21 protein-coding genes and 1 tRNA gene are annotated in these 18,546 nt (G+C 59.6%); 11 read left to right on the top strand and 11 right to left on the bottom strand.

The annotated features are described in order from the left end of the window. Positions 1–55: 55 nt before the first annotated feature. The 3 genes from KJP30_RS19870 (at position 56) to ychF (ending at position 3,169) form a co-directional block, all read left to right on the top strand. Entirely contained in the window at positions 56–1,426 is a 1,371-nt protein-coding gene (locus tag KJP30_RS19870) for an MATE family efflux transporter (RefSeq protein ID WP_218451116.1), read from the top strand. Positions 1,427–1,565: 139 nt separating this feature from the next. Continuing rightward, positions 1,566–1,940 (top strand): DUF805 domain-containing protein, encoded by a 375-nt coding sequence (locus KJP30_RS19865; RefSeq protein ID WP_224874607.1) that lies wholly within the window; start codon positions 1,566–1,568, stop codon positions 1,938–1,940. Between the two features lie 131 nt (positions 1,941–2,071). Further along, positions 2,072–3,169 carry a redox-regulated ATPase YchF gene (gene ychF, locus KJP30_RS19860; protein ID WP_218451114.1) on the top strand — a complete coding sequence of 366 codons (1,098 nt, stop codon included), beginning with the start codon at positions 2,072–2,074 and terminating at the stop codon, positions 3,167–3,169. Between the two features lie 11 nt (positions 3,170–3,180). Here the strand turns inward: ychF and KJP30_RS19855 are convergent, their stop codons facing one another. Continuing rightward, on the bottom strand, positions 3,181–4,755 hold the full coding sequence (locus tag KJP30_RS19855; protein WP_218451113.1) for a choice-of-anchor L domain-containing protein: 1,575 nt from the start codon (positions 4,753–4,755) through the stop codon (positions 3,181–3,183). Between the two features lie 139 nt (positions 4,756–4,894). Here KJP30_RS19855 and KJP30_RS19850 point away from each other — a divergent pair, with 139 nt between their 5' ends. The 4 genes from KJP30_RS19850 (at position 4,895) to KJP30_RS19835 (ending at position 8,142) form a co-directional block, all read left to right on the top strand. Then, a complete protein-coding gene (locus KJP30_RS19850; protein WP_218451112.1) occupies positions 4,895–5,884 on the top strand; it encodes an SLAC1 anion channel family protein in 990 nt (329 codons plus the stop codon). 230 nt (positions 5,885–6,114) lie between these two features. Further along, positions 6,115–6,645, top strand: coding sequence for a hypothetical protein (locus KJP30_RS19845; protein ID WP_218451111.1), 531 nt, complete (start codon positions 6,115–6,117; stop codon positions 6,643–6,645). A 203-nt stretch (positions 6,646–6,848) separates the two neighbouring features. Next, positions 6,849–6,938 (top strand) — tRNA-Ser (locus tag KJP30_RS19840). 151 nt (positions 6,939–7,089) lie between these two features. Further along, positions 7,090–8,142: a hypothetical protein gene (locus KJP30_RS19835; protein WP_218451110.1), complete on the top strand. Its 1,053-nt coding sequence runs from the start codon at positions 7,090–7,092 to the stop codon at positions 8,140–8,142. 70 nt (positions 8,143–8,212) lie between these two features. On the opposite strand, the gene KJP30_RS19830 is transcribed toward KJP30_RS19835, so the two are convergent. From KJP30_RS19830 to KJP30_RS19785, 10 genes are all read right to left on the bottom strand, one after another. Further along, positions 8,213–8,497: an ACT domain-containing protein gene (locus KJP30_RS19830; protein WP_218451109.1), complete on the bottom strand. Its 285-nt coding sequence runs from the start codon at positions 8,495–8,497 to the stop codon at positions 8,213–8,215. A gap of 215 nt (positions 8,498–8,712) precedes the next feature. Beyond that, positions 8,713–9,438 (bottom strand): hypothetical protein, encoded by a 726-nt coding sequence (locus KJP30_RS19825; RefSeq protein WP_218451108.1) that lies wholly within the window; start codon positions 9,436–9,438, stop codon positions 8,713–8,715. After that, positions 9,431–9,691: a hypothetical protein gene (locus tag KJP30_RS19820; RefSeq protein WP_218451107.1), complete on the bottom strand. Its 261-nt coding sequence runs from the start codon at positions 9,689–9,691 to the stop codon at positions 9,431–9,433. Before KJP30_RS19820 ends, KJP30_RS19825 begins: the two co-directional genes overlap by 8 nt. Beyond that, positions 9,691–9,951: a hypothetical protein gene (locus KJP30_RS19815; RefSeq protein ID WP_218451106.1), complete on the bottom strand. Its 261-nt coding sequence runs from the start codon at positions 9,949–9,951 to the stop codon at positions 9,691–9,693. Before KJP30_RS19815 ends, KJP30_RS19820 begins: the two co-directional genes overlap by 1 nt. A 283-nt stretch (positions 9,952–10,234) precedes the next feature. Next, the gene (locus KJP30_RS19810) at positions 10,235–10,819 is read right to left on the bottom strand and encodes a hypothetical protein (protein WP_218451105.1); all 585 of its coding nucleotides are present in this window, start codon (positions 10,817–10,819) and stop codon (positions 10,235–10,237) included. Between the two features lie 236 nt (positions 10,820–11,055). Then, positions 11,056–11,601: a hypothetical protein gene (locus KJP30_RS19805; RefSeq protein WP_218451104.1), complete on the bottom strand. Its 546-nt coding sequence runs from the start codon at positions 11,599–11,601 to the stop codon at positions 11,056–11,058. 53 nt (positions 11,602–11,654) lie between these two features. Further along, positions 11,655–12,434: a hypothetical protein gene (locus KJP30_RS19800; protein ID WP_218451103.1), complete on the bottom strand. Its 780-nt coding sequence runs from the start codon at positions 12,432–12,434 to the stop codon at positions 11,655–11,657. Between the two features lie 205 nt (positions 12,435–12,639). After that, positions 12,640–12,912: a helix-turn-helix transcriptional regulator gene (locus KJP30_RS19795; RefSeq protein WP_218451102.1), complete on the bottom strand. Its 273-nt coding sequence runs from the start codon at positions 12,910–12,912 to the stop codon at positions 12,640–12,642. Between the two features lie 110 nt (positions 12,913–13,022). Further along, positions 13,023–13,463, bottom strand: coding sequence for a hypothetical protein (locus tag KJP30_RS19790; RefSeq protein ID WP_218451101.1), 441 nt, complete (start codon positions 13,461–13,463; stop codon positions 13,023–13,025). Continuing rightward, a complete protein-coding gene (locus tag KJP30_RS19785) occupies positions 13,463–14,743 on the bottom strand; it encodes a tyrosine-type recombinase/integrase (protein ID WP_218451100.1) in 1,281 nt (426 codons plus the stop codon). The genes KJP30_RS19790 and KJP30_RS19785 overlap by 1 nt, the downstream gene beginning before the upstream one ends. Before the next feature lie 692 nt (positions 14,744–15,435). On the opposite strand from KJP30_RS19785, the gene KJP30_RS19780 reads away from it, so the two are divergent. From KJP30_RS19780 to KJP30_RS19765, 4 genes are read left to right on the top strand one after another with little or no spacing between them, the layout of a single operon-like run. After that, on the top strand, positions 15,436–16,413 hold the full coding sequence (locus tag KJP30_RS19780) for a TRAP transporter substrate-binding protein (protein WP_218451099.1): 978 nt from the start codon (positions 15,436–15,438) through the stop codon (positions 16,411–16,413). A gap of 17 nt (positions 16,414–16,430) precedes the next feature. Further along, positions 16,431–16,790, top strand: coding sequence for a cupin domain-containing protein (locus tag KJP30_RS19775; protein WP_218451098.1), 360 nt, complete (start codon positions 16,431–16,433; stop codon positions 16,788–16,790). After that, positions 16,783–17,253 (top strand): TRAP transporter small permease, encoded by a 471-nt coding sequence (locus KJP30_RS19770; RefSeq protein WP_218451097.1) that lies wholly within the window; start codon positions 16,783–16,785, stop codon positions 17,251–17,253. The genes KJP30_RS19775 and KJP30_RS19770 overlap by 8 nt, the downstream gene beginning before the upstream one ends. Beyond that, positions 17,250–18,533 carry a TRAP transporter large permease gene (locus KJP30_RS19765; protein WP_218451096.1) on the top strand — a complete coding sequence of 428 codons (1,284 nt, stop codon included), beginning with the start codon at positions 17,250–17,252 and terminating at the stop codon, positions 18,531–18,533. The genes KJP30_RS19770 and KJP30_RS19765 overlap by 4 nt, the downstream gene beginning before the upstream one ends. The last annotated feature ends 13 nt before the right edge of the window (positions 18,534–18,546 follow it).

Genomic DNA, 18,546 nt, shown 5'->3' with positions numbered 1-18,546 from the left:
CGCATCGCGCACCCGCACCCTTGCCAGTGTCAGACCCCGAGACTAAAGCCGGCTTATGAGCATTCAGGTTTCCTATTCCGAACATCGGCGCGCTGTTCTGCGCCTTGGCTTGCCGCTGATCGGCGGTCACCTCGCGCAATTTGCCATCGGCCTGACAGACACGATCATGATCGGCTGGTACGGGGTTCCTGAACTGGCGGCCCTGACCATCGCGGGGTCATTTTTCTTTACGGTTTTCCTGTTCGGATCGGGGTTCGCATGGGCGATCATGCCCATGGTTGCGCGCTACGCGGCACAAGAGGACGAGGTGCTGGTGCGCCGGGCCACACGCATGGCGCTGTGGCTGTCCATTCTCTATTTCATCCTGACCCTGCCATTGTTCTGGTTCTCGGGGCCGATCCTGCGCGGCATGGGCCAGACCGAAGAGGTCGCAGGCCTTGCGCAGACCTATCTCCGGCTTGCCGGGATCGGCCTGTTGCCCGCGCTTGGGGTCATGGTGCTCAAGAACTATCTTGCCGGTCTGGAACATACCCGGGTGGTGCTCTGGATTACTCTGGTGGCCGCGCTGGGCAATGTGCTGGCGAATTACACCTTGATTTTTGGCAACTGGGGCGCGCCCGAGCTGGGTATTTCCGGGGCGGCGCTGGCTTCTGTTTCGGCGCAGGTCGTGTCGCTTGTGCTGGTCGCGATTTACGCGCTGCGGATTTTGCCGGAACATGCGCTTTTCGTGCGGTTCTGGCGCCCCGACTGGGAAATGTTCGCGCAGGTCTTTCACCTTGGCTGGCCGATCGGACTGACCACGCTGGCCGAAGTGGCGCTCTTCGCGGCATCGGCCGTTTTGATGGGCTGGCTGGGAACGATCCCGCTGGCGGCCCATGGCGTTGCGCTTCAGATCGCCTCGGCGGCCTTCATGATTCAGCTTGGCCTGTCCAACGCGGCCACCGTCCGTGCCGGCAACGCGCTGGGCCGCGGCGATAGCGAGCATCTGCTGCGCGGCGCCCGCGTCGTGACCGTGCTGGGCGCGATTACGTCCGGTCTGACGGTGGTGCTGTTCGTCGCGATCCCGGAAACGCTTTTGGGCCTGTTTATCGACCCGGCCGAACCGCAGCGGGACGCGATCCTTGCGGCGGGCAAGGGGCTATTGGCGATGGCAGCGCTGTTCCAGATCGTGGATGCGGCGCAGGTCATCCATATCGGGTTGCTGCGCGGTTTGCAGGACACGCGGGTGCCGATGCTGATGGCGGCGCTGGCCTATTGGGGCATCGGCATGCCAAGCGCTTGGGTGTTTGGCTTTGCGCTGGGCTGGGGCGGCGAAGGGATCTGGTTCGGTCTCGTGGTCGGGTTGGCGGCGGCGGCGGCGCTGTTGATGCATCGGTTCTGGACGCAAAGTCGCGCGATCATGATGCGCCAGACGGCAGTGGCCTGACGTTCGACCCAAGTTTCTGGGCACTGGTGGTATTCCACCATTGAGAGGTCAACGGCCGGATGCTTTAACTCTGGGCAACGGACCGGGGACACGGTCCGTACCACTCAGGGACCACAGGACAGTTTCAGGAGACATGATTATGACCGACGCATCCGCAGCAGGCGGTTACAACCGTCAGGTTGGCATGGGCGAAGCCATCAAGCTTTTCTTTTCCAATTACATCAATTTCGAAGGCCGCTCGAACCGGGGGGAATATTGGTGGGCAGCGCTTGGCCTGCTGCTGATCGGCCTAGTGACCGGCGTTATCGACGCCATGATCGGCATGCCGATCGTCAACCCGCTGTTTTCGCTGATCACGTTGATCCCGGGCATCGCCATCGGTGTGCGCCGCCTGCATGACATCGACAAATCGGGCTGGTGGTATCTGATCATCCTCGTGCCGCTGATCGGGATCCTCGTTCTGCTGTATTTCTTCGTGCAGAAGCCGACCCCGGGCCCCAACCGTTTCGGCTGATCGCGCGCAGCCACGTCTGGCACGTATCGACCCCTCTTCCCGTGCGGCGGAAGAGGGGTTTTCCTTTGCCCGCTTGCGTCCTTGCCTGTGCCCGACTAGAAGCGGCCCGTCATTCTAGATGGAGGTGCCCAATGGGCTTTCGGATGGGAATCGTGGGGCTGCCCAACGTGGGCAAGTCGACGCTGTTCAACGCGCTGACCAAGACGGCAGCGGCGCAGGCGGCGAACTTCCCGTTCTGCACCATCGAACCCAACGTGGGGGATGTGGCGGTGCCGGACACGCGGCTGGACAAACTGGCCGAAATCGCGGCGTCCAAGCAGATCATTCCGACGCGCATGACCTTTGTCGACATCGCCGGTCTGGTCAAAGGGGCCTCGAAGGGCGAAGGGCTGGGCAACCAGTTCCTTGCCAACATCCGCGAAGTCGATGCCATCGCGCATGTGCTGCGCTGCTTCGAGGATGACGATGTCACCCATGTTGACGGGCGGGTCGATCCCGTGGCCGATGCCGAGACCATCGAGACCGAGCTGATCATCGCCGATATGGAATCGCTGGAAAAGCGGTTGCAGAACATCGTCCGCAAGGTGCGCGGCGGCGACAAGGAAGCCATTCAGCAGGAGCGCCTGATGAAAATGGCGCTGGCCGCGCTTGAAGATGGCAAACCCGCCCGCGTGGTCGAAGTGGACGGCGAGGATCTCAAGGCGTGGCGGATGCTGCAACTTCTGACCTCCAAGCCGGTGCTGTACGTCTGCAACGTGGACGAAGGTGACGCGGCAGAGGGCAACGCCCTGTCGGCCCGCGTGGGCGAAATGGCCGCATCGCAGGGCAATGCGCATGTGGTGATCTCTGCCAAGATCGAGGAAGAGATCAGCCAGCTGGACGCCGAGGAAGCAACCGAGTTCCTGGGCGAACTGGGGTTGCAAGAGGCCGGGCTGGACCGGTTGATCAAGGCGGGCTACGAACTGTTGGGTCTTCAGACCTATTTCACCGTCGGCCCCAAGGAAGCGCGCGCCTGGACCATCCGCAAGGGCACGTTGGCACCGCAGGCGGCAGGCGTGATCCACGGCGATTTCGAACGTGGTTTCATCCGCGCGGAAACCATCGGCTACGATGATTACCTGACCTGCAACGGCGAGACCGGGGCCAAGGATGCAGGCAAGATGCGGGCCGAGGGCAAGGGGTATGAAGTCAAGGACGGCGACGTCCTGCACTTTCTCTTCAACACCTGACCGCGGGGCGCTCAGGCTGCGGTTCTGGCCCGGAGCGCCTTTAGCAGAATCGCCTCTTGCCGGCGCAGACAAGGCCGGGCGGCGCGCATCGCGGCACGCCGGTCCTGCCGCAGCAAGCGTTGCAACTCGTCCAGCAGATCGGCGTCGAAACTGGTCAGGGTTTCCGGCCCCGGCAAAAAGCTTTCGCTTTGTACACCATCGGCAGTCACGATCTCATGCCGGTCGAACAGCAGGTGGATGTAGGTTACAGGCGTCCCGTCCTCACAAAGCCGCAGATCCTTGCCATCAACAAGGTCCCGCGCGCAAACCAGAACCTCTTCCCCGCCAAAAAGCAGCGTGGCACGCAGGTCCCGCACCAGCAAGCGATGCTGTGGGGAAACACGTGTGGCGCGCGTGGCCCCGAAAGCACCTGCCGCGATTTCCACGGGGGCGTCCGGCCCAGCGGCGCGGCGTTCCGATCTGCCGATCCATTTCACCCGCTGCGCACCGTGATCCAGCGTCAGCACCTTGTCCCCGGGCGACAGGTCCTCGACCCGCACGGGGCCGTCCGGCGTTTCAATCAACGTGCCCGCGGTAAAGCAGGGGGCCGTGGTGTTGACGGTGACAAAGCCGACGTCGGTGTTCCCCTCTGCGTCGGCCACCGTATAAGAAAAGATATTGGCGCCGATATCCGCGCCGGAAGAGGCCATAATCAGGCCATCCGCGGTCAGTTCGACGACCTCCCCGGTTGAGAGTTGCACGGAATCGCCGATTTCCACCGGTTGACCGTTGATATGCGTGATCGTCAGCGCGCCGCCTGCCGCGCTGGTATCGTTTGCCAGAAGGTCGATTTCGACGCCCTGACCAAGCTGCACATCGATTTCATCGTCCCCGGCCACAAGGGCGGTCTGGATGCTGTCGCCGGCGATCAGAAGGTTGCTGTCATAGGCGCTGTCGCCACCATCGGCGATGCCGATCTTGATCGTGTTCACCTCTCCCGGATTGACCGGCGCCTTGAGCGTCAGGGTGACGGTGAAGCCATCCATCTGCGTGTTATAGGTATCGGCGTTCTGGGCGTTGTCGACGTAGAGGTTGGAATTCGACTGGTCGTTGATGTTGTTGATGGTCACGTCGCCGGTGCCGACGGTCAGTTCGGCCGGCTCACCGTTGACCCAGATCCCGACCGCGTCGTTAAAGCCCGAGTTGACGTATTCCAGGTATTCCTCTGAGGAAAAGACGATTTGCATCGTCAATGTGCTGCCCTCTGGGATGAACTCCGCCTCCAGCACCGCTGCATCATAGGTTGCCTGCCCGGAGACAGCCGTCAGGTCGCTGTCCCCTGCGGTCTGGTTGACGGTGGTCGTTCCGGCAGAGGTGTTGACGTCGCTGCCGCCGCTGGTGACATCCGTGGCCTTGCCAGTTGACAGGATCACTCCGCTGTCCGTCGGTGTCAGGTCCGGCGCAATGGCATCGCCGTCGGTATAGATGCCAGAGGCCACATCCGCCCCGGTATAACTGGCCGACTGGATCTGGATTCCGCTGCCGAACATGGCGTCGGCCATTTGCATGGCCGTGGCAGAGGTATCGACGGGCAATTTATCGGGCATGGTTGTGCTCCCACGTCTTGGACGTGCGGAGGCTCCCAGAAAACCGCGAACAAAAGGTTAGCGCTGGACCTGTTTGATTCAGGTCAACGCGCTCTGGCGCCAGATATTCCAAAGCGAATATATGTATCCGGAGCCATCCATGACCGATCTGACCAATACCTCGCCTCAGCTCGCGCCCCAACAAAAGCTGGCGCATTTTCCGATCACCCTGTTCGCCAGCGTGATGGGACTGTCAGGCTTGGCCTTGGCGATGCATGCGGCGGCAAGTCATTTTGGTTGGGGGGCATTCGCGCCCCGAGTGGCCCTTGCCGTCGCGGTCATGGATCTGGTGGCGATTGCAGGTTTCTACCTTGTAAAGGCCCTGCTTTATCCGCGGGCCGTCGCAGAAGAGTGGCAGCATCCGGTAAAGCTCAACTTTTTTCCGGCTATCCCGATTTCCTTGATGCTGGTGGCCAGCGGGCTGCGGTTTGAGTGGGGGCAGGCGGCCCTTGTGCTTTGGGGGGTAGGGGCACTGTTGCAGGCCGGTTTGGCCTTGGCGGTGATTTCGACATGGATCGGGCCGCGCGGCTTTGGGTTGGGGCAGGTCACCCCGGCGTGGTTCATCCCCGCTGTTGGCAATGTCGTGGTGCCAGTCGCTGGGGTGCCGCTTGGGTTTGTCGACGTGTCGTGGCTGTTCTTTGCGGCGGGCATGGTCTTTTGGGCAGCGCTGTTGCCGATCCTGTTGCAACGTCTGATCACCGAAGCCCCGTTGCCCGGCAAGCTGCAACCGACGCTGGCCATTCTGGTCGCACCGCCCGCGGTGGCATTTCTGTCCTATGTCGCGCTGAACGGGGGCGTTCTGGACGGGGTCGCCCGCATTCTGTTCAATTCCGCATGGGTGTTTTCCGCACTCGTCATGGTGCAGCTGGTGCAACGGTTGCGCGGGCCGTTCGCCTTGTCATGGTGGGCGCTCAGTTTTCCGGTTGCGGCGCTGACGATCTCTTGCTTTCGCTACGCCTCTCTTGCCGAAACCGATCTGCATGGATTGATGGGAACAGGCGCCTTGGCGGCCTTGATTGTGATCATTTTTGGCCTTGTCCTGCGCACCGGTCTGGGTATGACCCGAGGAGAGATCTGCCGCCCTGATTGAAGCCGGAACAGCGGCTCTTTCCTTGGCATCGCCCATTTTTCGGGCAATGCAAGGGCTTGTTTCGGGACTTGGCTATTGGTTGTTGCCCGGCGACTGCCATTCTAGAGAAAAGCGCGATCCGTGCGCCTAGTGGCACGAATTGCGGCGCGGGTTTGTGACTTTTTCGTTCTAGGATCGGGACGAAAGAAAGTTGCTTGGTCGGGTAAATAGTTGTGTCGAAACAAGGTTTCTTGGGAAAGCTCGGCGGCGGGCAAAGCCGCGCTGACGCCATGCAGGTTCATGAGGACCTGTTGAAGACGGCGCAAGATGCGCTGATGTCCGATGATTTCTCCGGGTATTGTGCCTGTTTTCAGTATCCTTTCCGAATGATCTGCACCGATGCGGTGCACCTGATCCCTGGGGATTGTCACATGCGTCCCGTGTTCGAAGCTGTGCGGCAAAGAATGCTGCACCTCGATCTGCAAACCTATCTGGCCAATTGCGTTTCGGGATGGTTTTACGACGGCCAGACGATCGTGGCGGCACATAAGACCCGCATGGTGACGGGGGCAGTACTGGTCGGCGCGCCGATCCCATCAGTGGCCATCCTGCGCAGGGCTGAGGGCCTTTGGCGGATTTCCGATCTTTGGAATGCACGACCTTCGCATTTCGGAACAAGCTTTCCGGGCGTCGAAAGAGACGCGCGCCAACTGCCCACCCTGGCAGGGATGGAGGCAGAAGCGCTGAGGTTTCTGCAAGAAGGGACAGGCAGAGGGGCGTAAGAGTTCCGGGGAAAGCCCCGTTGCAGCCACGTGTCGAAACTGGTGAACATCCTGAGAACACGCTAACATTGCGGTGCCGAGTGTGGCTGAAAGAGTCGAAGCGGAACCGGGGTACGTTTGCAATAACAAGGGATTACGCGATTTTGCGGCTCTGTCACAAAAAGGGCTTGTTCGCCCGCGCCTTGGCGCATAGACAGGGCGACGGAGACGTGGCCGAGTGGTCGAAGGCGCTCCCCTGCTAAGGGAGTAGGCGGGAAACCGTCTCGAGGGTTCGAATCCCTTCGTCTCCGCCATTACCCATTGATTTTATTGGATAAATTGGCGATCAGTCAATCCTACCCATGAGCTACCCATGCGATTTTCAGGGTAAGATGTGCGGAGAGAGGTGAAAATTTGGCGTCAAAAATTCTACCGATCCATACCCTGAACGCACGTGGCAACGGGATGCTAGAGGTTATTCGCGACTACTTTGGGCTGTCCCCGGATCGGATGCTGCTTGAGATACAGGGGATGCGTGCCCAAGTTGCACGGACGTTGAAGTCTAAGGGTGTCAACTACGACGACCTGCGTGCAGCGCTAGTGCCCGACCGCGAAAAGCTTGAGATAGCTTTGATCTTCGACACGATGCAGATTGAAGATAGCTGGTATGGCTACCAAGTGTTTGAACGGATCATTCCGTTGCTCGATCCAAGAACCAAGAACAGCATTTTGGTTGGCGACTACATCGGAAGCAACAGCCAACAAGAGACCCTTTACGAAGCCTTCTGCGAGGCGGTTTGCCCGGTGCGTCGCATTGACTATCGGCATAGCAGCCAATTCTACGTGGTCTACATCAACAACTTGACGGACACTGCGTTCCAAAAGCTTGCGGACGGTCTGATAGACTATGAACCGTATGTGGGTTGTGCAAACACGACCTACCACTCTTTTTTCAAGACGCTACTTTCAATGAAACTGGTCAATTTTTGCGTGAAGGCTGGAAGAAAGATCATTCAAGGACACGAAGACGACCGCGACGACGCGGACAACGTGAACATGTCGGGAATGCCCTTCGAAGAAAACGGCTATGAGTGTATTAGCATTCGCTCAGACTTGGAGGGCGTGTTGCTGTCGTATAAGATTGAAAGCCCTGTATTCGACGGCTTTGAAGCCGACAGAGAAATGGCAATCAATTCGGTTAATGCCTCGCCTTCAACTTTAGATGGGTTCGACGTTCAGGTTGAAGATGCAAAGCTTGAATATATCAAAACGGCTAAGGCAGGTTCGCTTCACCATGCCGGTCTTAGTGATGTTTCGACGCAAGATTTGCAGGAAATAATCCGTGGGAAACTGCGATCCAACTACATATACAATATGTCGTATCTTGCAGAACACAACGTCACCAAGTTCAGCATAGTCATTGAAGTGCCGGACGAAGACGGAGAGCCATTTCGCCTTATGGCCGCTTTGGAATATCGGCCCGACGACAAAGTGCTGAGATTGCTCACTTTCTATTAAAAGAAACCCCGGCTTGCGTCGGTGCACGCAAACCGGGGTCAGTTGCCCTTGGCACTTAAGGGAACTTGCGTCAGGCGGCGACGGCGTAGGTGCTGCGGCAAACCTCTAGTGTGCGGGCACGATCCGACGCGGTGACGGTGTAGAGCGGGACGGCGAGCAAGGCGTTTTCGGTCAGGTCTACGGACAAGCCTTCGGCGGCCAACGCGGCGTTGATCGTGGTCGCAGGCGAAGCGATGCCCACAGCAAGGACGCCGGGCACGTCCCATCGGCTTTCCGGCACATGGTGCAAGATGTGGTGCAGGCGCTCGGAAACGGCTGGCAGGGCCGCACAGGACCAACCTAGGCGCTGATCCATCACCGGGGCGGCTAGGCCGGCTGTGGGCAAGCACATGGGCAACTGACGCTCCCCTAGCCCGCTCCAATCGGGGTAGGCCGCAACGGCGGGGTCAACCGGCCACAGGCACGCATAGGGCGGCACCTGCACATAGCCATGCATAGGCGCGGGCCGCTTCGCCGGGCTACTGGCCGCAATCCATGCGACCAGCTTTGTTATGTCCGTAGCGGCGGTCATTATACTTCGACGCGGCTTGCCTGTGCCGCTTCAACGACTTCGTGCGAATAGTAGGACGAATGCACGTCGCCTACGACGCGTTCGTAGTTCTGCACCTTGTCGGCAAGTTCGACGCCTTCATTCAACAGCTTGAAGCCGGTCGGCGCGAAAAGTTCGACGGCTTTCAGGCGCATGGTCGAATGCAATTGGTCGGTCATATCCATGAGAAACGACGGCGACGAATAGATGGTAGACGCGACCTGCAAACCCACCTTGTAGGCGTTGGATACCTTCTGCATCCCTTCCGGGGTCTTGATTTGGTCCCTGATCCAGCCCCGGATTTCGGATTGCAGGTAGCCGTAGTTGTCGCGCGGCCCAAGGATTTCGTCGGCGACGGCCTGCTCGTCGTCTTTGAGTTCGTTGGCCTTCTTCCCGAAGATTTGGGCGTGCCGCCGCAGGTCGCTGGAAAGCTGCACGGCAAGTTCGTGCGCGGCCATGTGCTGTTGCGCCTTGTTGCGCGTCCGGTCGCCCGCAAGCTTCTGTGCCTTTTCGGTCGTCGCCGTGACCTTGGAAAACAGGGCTTCAAGGTCGTTTTTCACGCTCGGAAGCTTTTCCGGGTCGCCAAGCTTGATGCGCAGCCAAGTGTTCGTGCGCAAGTTCTGGATCGTGTTTGCCCGCGACGGAACAAGATGAACGCTATTCCCTTCCGCGTGCCCGATTGCGGGGCTTCCCATGACGCTACGCATTGTGCCTATTTCCTTCTTCTTCTGCGATTGTTTCGCTTGCTTCGTTGATAAGTCGGGCTTGCTGCGCCAAAAGCGCGGCCTGCCATTCGTCGTCGGACCCGTGGTCGGTCACGATCATGCACGACCCCTTCGGCATGGTGCCGATAAGCTGGCCTTGCGGCGTGAACCGCGCGACGGACCCGTGAACGCGGACGGGCGGTCGGTTGCGGGTTTCCAGCCGTTTCAGGCGTGCGGCGATTGCGCGGCGGGCCATTACCGTTCCCCCGCTTCAAGGGCTTCTAGGCGGCGCTCAAAGTCGCTTCCTTCAATCATGCGACCGATAAGCATGAGGATATTTGCCAAGCGGCTTGCGTCCTGCACGTCGATTTTCCCGGCGCGGGCTTCGCGGTAAAGCTTTGCCATTTCCTTGCGGGCGTCGGTCACGCTATCCAGCTTCACGCGCACACGACGGGCTTTCCCCTCTTGGGGGTGGGGGGTGTTGCCCCATGCCGCTGTAGGTGCTGCGTTTTCCATTACCTGAACCCGTCAATTCCGGCCCGTTATGGGCGTGTTATCGGCAGCTAAGCCGGGTCGATTTCGGCCCGTCAAACGAATTCGGACGGTCAATTGAAATTAGACTGATATGGATAAGTTATTGATTCACAACGCGAAGAAAGGGCGCTTTGGCTTGCTTCGCCGGGTCGCTTCGGACGCCAAGTGCGATGAAAATTAGGGGTAGATCATGGGTAGAATGCTTGAGACCTAAAAATACCAAGCAATATCAATATGTCGCGGCGGAAAAACGCTCCGCCACACGCTACGGCGGTCGCCTTGAAATGCGCTTTCTGCCCTTGCCCACAGGCGGCAACCCCTCAATCGCCCGAACGCGCTGTGCGCTAAGTTCGTCCGACACAAGCGTTGGGTCAAATCGGTAGCCCCGGCGTCGAAGTTCGCGGCGTGCGTCGTGATACCAACCGGGAAGCGCCGCCGCTGCCAACAAGAACACGCCGCTATGCCGCAAGGCCAACGCGTCTTCGACTTCGCGTAGGGTGTTCACATACGCCGTCGTCAACATTTGAAGGTAGTTCCTGAAATAGATTGTTGGCTGGCACATGAGTTGTGCCGCCATTTTCCATGCCTTCCCCGCAAGGCCGGGTTTCTGCACGAAAGCGCACAGGTCGATAATGAAGCTTTCGGCTGCGCATTGTTCTTCGGTCAATAGATACTGCGAACAACCCGACATATTGGTGTTTACGGCTTCAATATAGCGGTCGAACAAGTGTTGTTCTACGTCGTCGGGTGCGCAGAAGCCTTGTGACACAAGTTCTTCTTCCGCCAAGTCGAAAAGTTCGGTCAATCGGCTATGCACAATGGGGTCGTGAAAGGGCGTGTAATTCGTCATGGGTTCGTTCCTTTCTGCGTTGGTCGTTCGTTGTAGTTGGTGTTGGGGCTAGCTGCACTAGAAGTAAGTCATTGAAAATAAAAACAAATAAGTAAGTGTAGTATGTAGTAGGTATCTCCCTCTCTTTTATTTTGGGGCTGGCGGGGTGATTTCGCGCACTACAGGCACTACAAACTTTACTATGCAATTTCAGACACTTACCGGAACTACACTTTCACTACAGGGACTACACATCTTTACCCCGACGGCGGCGCGTCGAAGAATGCGGCCTTGCCTTTGTTGGTGGGTTCGGGTTCCGCCATTTTGACAAAGCCCGCTGCATTGCTTGTTCCGTAAGCCTTGCCGCGCTTCCCGTATTTTTCCATGTCGCCGCGCCCCAACTCTTGCAGGTCGCCCGCGTCGATAAAGCTTTGGATCGTGCGCTTAAGTGCGTCATTGGCCTTCGTCCGGTCGTTCTTGAAAGCCCTGTGCTGCAAAAGCCGCTGTTGAATATACGATAGCGGAATTATGTGGTCGGCGTGCATTTGGCGCGACGCGCGGCAATATTCGCCAAGTGCCTGATAATCGCTTGTCAGGTAATGGCGGATGGTTGCGGCTAATACTTCCTTTTGGGTTGCGTCGTCGGTCGTGGAACCGACTTCGCCGCTATCGAACTTGTCGGCAAGCGTGACGATACCGTGCTTGACGACCGCGTAAGCCCATTGCGCGTCGGCAAGGGTGATAACCGGGGCTTTATGATCCCTGCCCACAGCGACCAAGGCGGCAAGCTTGATAGCCTTCAACTGCGCCCGGTTCCAAAGTTCCTTTGTGACGGGCGACGACCCTTCGTCATTGATTATCGCGTCGGCGTGGCGGTCAATTCGCCGTCTTCGGCAATGAAGGGCCATGCTTCGTCGGACACCGCGACATGCACGACTTCGTTGTGCGAATTCAGGTGTGCACAGTGCCCTATCAGTTCGGCAAATCGCCGCATGGTGTCAACTGTGGGCACCGCGCCTTTGGCATCGGCGTTATGCGGAACCCGCGCCCCTTCGTAAAAGATCGGCAGGAAGCGCGGCAAGAACCCGTTGACGATCATACGTTCGCTTGTGCCGTCGTAGAGCGTGCCCGGCGACGTTTCGCCGTAGAGGCTGAAAGCCGGGCTTTTTACGGCGGCTGTGTTCTTGTCCTTTTCGCTGTAGATCGTCGGGTTAAGGGCGCCAGTTTCGCCGCTCAAATGGTATATGTCCAACAGCACCTTCAACAGCATTCGGTCACTTGCCGAAGCCCTTGGGTCGCTTAGCCGCTGCATGGTGAAGCCGAATTCGCCAAGGAATGCGGAACAACTGCGCTGCACGCCTACGTGTCGGATAAGGGCTTGCCCCGACGCTATGTCCGCTGGCCCGGTGTAGTCGTCTAGCGTCGGCAATTGGTTCGGAATGCCGCCGTCGTGCCATGCGTCGCTACAGGCGTGCGCGATGAACCGTTGAACGCCGCTGCGTGCGCCTTCCTTCCCGCGCCCGGTGCCTGCGACCAACAGAACGTATTGGTTCAACCCGGTATCGGACACGTTGAACGCCCGCCCGGTCACGCCTGCCAGATATGCGATTGCGCCTGCGACGGCGATTTCAGGCACAGGACGCCGGGCGGCGCTGAATATGAAGTTCGCCAGTTCGCCTAGTAGGCCGGGTGGTGGGCTGTTAAACGGATACGCTGTCATTTCGGGCCGTGCCTGTGGGTAGGTGCGTGGGTAGACGTTCGCCCGTTGGCGCGTTACCTCTAGCACTCTGTTATTGTGTAGTTATTGCGACGCTTAGGCGGAATAGTGATCCGCCGAATGGCTACGCCCGGTCTTTGCGGCTATCCATGAGCGCGGTCACAAGCACCTTGATTTCGTCGTGCGACTTCCCGGCGATACGCGCCGCGTTGATCTTGGAAATTTCGTCGGCGGGCCATGCCGCCAGCTTCGGGCCAAGCTTGATCGGCTGCGGGAACAAGCCGCGCTGCATGAAGTCGTAGATGGTGGCCCGGCCCATGCCCGTTAGGGCGATCACACCGGGCAGTCGCACAAGGGCGTTCGGGTCGGACGGTTCGGGGGTCGTATGGGCGTTCATGGTGGGTTCCTTTCAGGATCACTATGGATCGGTATGGAAAGGACCATGCCGCAGCACGCAGGGCATTGAAACGAAAGCCAAATGCAGAAAGTCAGGGGGTATTTGCAGCCTTATTCGCTTGACTGAATAGGGGCGTTAGCCATGCCCACGCGGGCTTCGGAAATGCGTTGCCGCGCGGTGCGCTCGGATACGCTAAGGGCTTGCATGACTTCGGATACAAGTTCCTTTTCCAATGGCTTCGGCGACATAGCGTCGTGCTTGGCTACCGCAAGGAACACGTCAAACTTGCGGCCCTTCGTTGGCGCGTTGGCGCTGTGTTTGATCCGAAGTTCGCGGGCAAGGACGTTGCCTCTTTCCGGTGCTTCGGCGCGTGCGGCTTCGTCTAGGGCATTGGCAAGAAACATCGCCAAGGCTTCGGGCATTGTGCCGCCGCTGCGCAAATAGTCCGCAGCAAGGGCCAACAGCCCCGCCGCCGCATCGGGCCGCGCCCCGGTCGTTGCCTCATGCAGCAGCACAGCAGCTTGGCGTTCAGTTGATCCTGCGCGGGCCATCACACAGCCCCCGAACGCATGGCAACCACGTTGTCGCCGTCGCCGCTCTTGGGCTGCACAATGCCGCAATAGCGGCCCCAATCGGCCATGAGCCGCGCCCGCTTCGCCATGAGCGTTCCCCGCGCATAGGCGGCTTCCGCCTTGTCTTTCAGGCTGTGGGCAAGGGCGTGTTCAATCACTTCGCGCGGGTGTGCGGTCGTTTCGCCAGCCCAATCGCGGAAGGTAGAGCGGAAACCGTGTTGCGTGAGTTCGCTGCGGTCCATGCTGCCAAGCACGTTGTTCATGGCGTTTTCGGAAAGCCCGCCCGTCTTCGCGGTGCCGACAAACACAAGCGGGTTGCCTTCTTCGCGCGGCAACGCTTTCAACAATGCAACGGCTTCGTCGCATAGGGCTACGCGGTGTTCCTTGCCCGCCTTCATGCGGGAACCGTCGATAGTCCAAACCTTCGCTTCAAGGTCGATTTCGACCCAAGTCGCGCCGCGCACTTCGCCGGAACGTGCGGCGGTCAAAATGCTGAATTCCAGCGCCCGCGCTGCTACGCCTTCGCGCTTGCGCAAGTCGTCCATGAATGCGCCGACTTCGGCATAGGGCAACGCCGCATGGTGCTTCGGCTTTCGCAGGTCTTTGCGTGCGATAAGTTCGGTTTCCAAGTGCCCTTTCCAGCGGGCCGGGTTGTCGCCCTTTGCCCGAAGACCGCGAAATGCGGCCCAAGAAAGCACCTTTTCAATGCGGCCACGAAGGCGCGACGCGGTTTCGGTCTTCGTGTTCCACAGTGGCCCGGCCTTGCCCCGTGCCTTCGTTTCCTGTTGCAGCACCTTCAAGACAAGATCGGTGTTCACGTCGGCTACTGGCACGTTGCCGATAATGGGGTTGGCGTAGGTTTCAATCGTGTTGCGCCATTGCTGGCGGTGTTTGGGGTTCTTGAAGCCGCCTTCGTCTACGTCAACTTTCGCGTCTATGTAGGCCGAAGCCGCTTCGGCGAACGTCATGGGCTTTTCGGCCTTGGCCTTCGCCCGCCGCTTGGCTTGTTTGACCTCTATGGGGTCAATGCCGTTTTCTACGTCGGCGGCTAGCAACTTCACCTTGGCGCGTGCATCTGCCAGCGAAATTTTCGGGTATGAGCCTAGCCCCATGCTGCGGGTGCGACCGTCCAACGTGAACCTAAATTCCCAAGACTTCGTGCCCCACTTCGACACTTGCAGGTAAAGCCCTTCGGACACCAACAGCCGACCGCGTTTGTCGAATGCGTCAACTTCAAGCTTCGTGATCTTCTTTGCCATCGGGCTAATCCTCTACCCATGCTCTACCCACGCAATATGGGCGGATGCAGGGGGATTTATCAAGACCCATCTGGACGAAAAATTGCGTAAGTATCTGATATAAATAGTTAACGGTGGACGCTTCTAGACCCTGCCGGACCATACTTCGGCGGATTTCGTCTCCGCCATCATTCTCATTGGCAAACAGCGTAGGACCGTTTCGTGGTGCGGAGTTGATTGCAACTGCGATGCTGTGAATGATTTCTTTTTCGCATGCTGTAAGTAATGGGTAATCGCTGCATCGCTCCGGCCTGTCGTGGCTGCTTCCTTTGGAGTGGTCAGCCTGGCTGGGCGGGGCGATGGGGCGAGTCTCGGTCTCCTTGCGCACGGGCGTGGCCGTGATTTGAACCTGTCTGGCGACGGGAGGGGAAACTTGACTGCCGTTGCTTGTGCCTTTGCCTATGGATGGATTTTGCGGCGTGGTCGGGCCATCTGGCGGCACAGTGGATGATGTGCGTTTGGAAAAGTGATCTGAAATTCAGTCGGTTAAGGTGGCTTTGATCGTATGCCCCCAGCGGCGCACGTCAGTCTGAATATCACAGTGTCCCGGATACCCCGGTCGACGGCTCTGTCTTCCATAGGCTCCGGCTATTTGCGCCGGCCGTGCTTCCGCTGTTTGGTGCGGCCATCGCATCAGCCTGGAGAAACGCTCTATGTCCTCGATCCTCAGAACCACCGGTCTGGCCACTGTCTTGGCGGCCACCCTTGGCACGACCGCCTGGGCCGACGTCGAAATCCGCCTTGGGCATGTCCTGCCCGAAGGCCACAGCTGGCACGCAGCGGCAACGGGTTTTGCCGCCGACGTGGCCGACGCGACCGAAGGTCGTGTCACCATCAACGTGTTCCCCTCTGGCCAGCTTGGATCGGAAAAGGACGTGATCGAAGGGCTTCAGTTCGGCTCTGTTCAGGCCGGCGTCATCGGCAGCGGTTCCTTCCAGAACATCGAGCCCAAGCTTGGTATCATCGAAATGCCCTATGCATGGACCTCGCGTGAGCAGGCCTTTACCGCATTGGATGCCGAACTGGGCGACGCTCTGGAGGAGTTGTTGGAATCCAAGGGCATCGTCGTGCTGTCGTGGTGGGAAACCGGCTTTCGCAACATCACCAACAACAGCCGCCCGATCGAAAAGCCCGCTGATCTGGCTGGTCTGAAGATCCGCGTGACTCCGGACAAGGTGCGGCTTGCGGCCTTTGAAGGTCTGGGCGCGGAACCGGCACCTCTGGCCTTTGGCGAACTGTACTCGGCGCTTCAGCAGGGGCTGTTCGACGCACAGGAAAACCCGCTGTCGATCATCGACGCGGCGTCGTTCTTCGAAGTGCAGAAATACGTTTCGAAAAGCGAGCATATCTTCGGCGCGGCAAGCCTTGCGGTTTCGGCCACGACCTGGGGCAAGATCTCGGACGAGGATCAGGCCGTCATGCGTGACCTCGCGCAGGAATGGGCCGAAAAGCAGCGTGTCATGGCAGCAGATGCCGAGGCTGAACTGGTCGCGGTTCTGGAAGGCAAGGGCATGATCTTTAACGAAGTCGACAAGGCGGCATTCGTCGAAGCGGTTGCGCCGGTCTGGGACACTCAGGCGGATGTCTTCGGCGAAGACCTGATGTCCATCCTCGGCTCTTACCAGAAATGAAGCCGCTGCGTCCGGAAGTGAAACAAGTTGCATCGGTGGAACCGGTGCAACTCTACGATTTCAGCCAGAAGGTGCTGTTCTCTCCGGCAGAGCGGGGCGAGGGTTTTCTCAAGCTGACGGTGACCACGGGCAAGAAAGGCGCGCGGTCGAAACCGCACAGCCACCCTCGCGACGAGGTCACGCTGACGCTGAAGGGACGCGCCGTTCTGCGAGCCGGTGGCGAAGAGTTCGAGATGGTCGAAGGCACGGCGCTGCGCCTTCCGCCGGGACTGGACCATGAGGTCGAAGTCCTGTCGGACGAATGGGTGGTCGTTGCGGTCTATTGCGACGAATGCATGCTCTGCCGTGGCCCGAACGGGAGCTTTGCCCATGACTGACGGGGCCGCCGCGCGCCTTGGCAAGGCAATCGACCGCAGCGTGCGCTGGATTGGCGCAGCGATGCTGTTCGGTTTCTCAACCATCGTCGTCTATGTGGTGTTCTCGCGCTATGCCTTGAACCACACACCGCGCTGGGCCGAGGAATTGCCGCGGCTCCTGCTTGTCTGGCTGACCTTCATAGGGGCGGTTTCGGGGTTTTGGCGCGGAACGCATTTCCGTGCCGGACTGGCCGACCTCGTGTTCAAGGCTCCGGCACTGCGCCGGGGCGTCCTGTTGCTGGCGACACTGGCCACCGCTGCATTCCTGATCGTGCTTGGCGTCAACGGTGCCCGGCTGGCGGGCATCACCTGGTCCCACAGCACGACGGCGCTGGATTTGCCGGTCGGCCTGTTCCACATCGCCCTGCCGGTCACCTGCGCGCTGTCGCTGATCGTGCTTTTGCTGGGAGGGTGGCGAAAATGAGCCTTGCCCTTGTTCTTCTTCTTGTCGTCTTTGCCGTTCTGGTTCTGATCGACACACCGATTGCCGTGGCGCTTGGCCTGTCTTCGGTGATCTACCTTCTGATCGCGGATGCCGCGCCGATGATCGTGGTCGCGCAGCGTGCGGTGGCCGGGATCGACAGCTTTACGCTGTTGGCAATCCCCCTGTTCCTGCTGGCCGGGTTGCTGATGGCGCAGGGGGGGCTCGCGCCTCGGATCATCGCGCTTTGTGCGGCGATCGTCGGCCAGCGTACCGGTGGCATGGCCATTGTCATGATCATCGCCTGCATGCTTTTCGGTTCGCTGTCCGGGTCCGGAGTTGCGGATGTGGTGGCGATTGGCACCATGATGATGCCCGCCATGCGCGAACGTGGATATGATCCCGGGTTCAGCGCCGCCGCCCTTGGCTGTGCGGGATCGCTGGGCACCGTCATTCCGCCGTCGATTGTCTTGATCGTCTACGGAACGGCGACCAATTCTTCGGTGGGGCAGCTGTTCATGGGCGGGATCGTCCCGGGCATTCTGTTGGGCATCGGCCTGATGGTCGTGGCATGGTGGCAGGCGCGTCGCCACGGATGGAGCGGGGGTGAACCCTATGATCCGGCCCGCCTGCGGGCGGCCGCCAAAGATGCGGGGCTTGCCCTTCTGGCTCCGGTCATCATCGTCGGCGGCATCCGCACCGGGATCTTTACCCCGACCGAAGCGGCGGGCATCGGTGTGGCCTATGCGTTGATCATCGGTCTGTTCGTCTATCGCAGTCTGACCCCGTCCAGCGTGTTCCGCCTGTTGCGTGAAACCGCAGAGGGAACCGGTGCGATCCTGCTGGTGATTGCCGCGGCTTCGGTTTTTGGCTGGATTCTAGCCGCCGAGCAGGTGCCGCAGATGGCGGTGGATGCGATTTCTGGCGCAACCGAAAGCCGGACCGTGGCGCTGTTGCTGATGATGCTGGTGCTGATCGTGCTGGGCACCTTCATGGAAAGCATCGCGATCATTCTGATCCTTGCGCCCGTGTTCCTGCCGATCCTGCGCCAATACGGAATCGATCCGGTCTATTTCGGCATTCTCCTGACCGTGAACCTTGCCATCGGCGCCAACACTCCGCCGCTGGGGATTGATCTCATGGCGGCCTGCCGGGTCGCAGATATCCCGCTGTCGCGCGCGCTTCGGCAGTTGGTGCCGTTTCTCGGCGTGATGCTGGCCGTGCTGATCCTGCTGATCCTCGTGCCTCAACTCGTGACGGGCCTGTCCTCGCTTTTTTCCTGAGCGACAGGCCGAT

It is taken from the genome of Antarctobacter sediminis (assembly GCF_019218285.1).
GTDB classification, from domain to species: Bacteria; Pseudomonadota; Alphaproteobacteria; order Rhodobacterales; family Rhodobacteraceae; genus Antarctobacter; species Antarctobacter sediminis.
The sequence above is the reverse complement of the archived record's forward strand: the minus strand, read 5'-3'. Positions and strand labels throughout refer to the sequence as shown.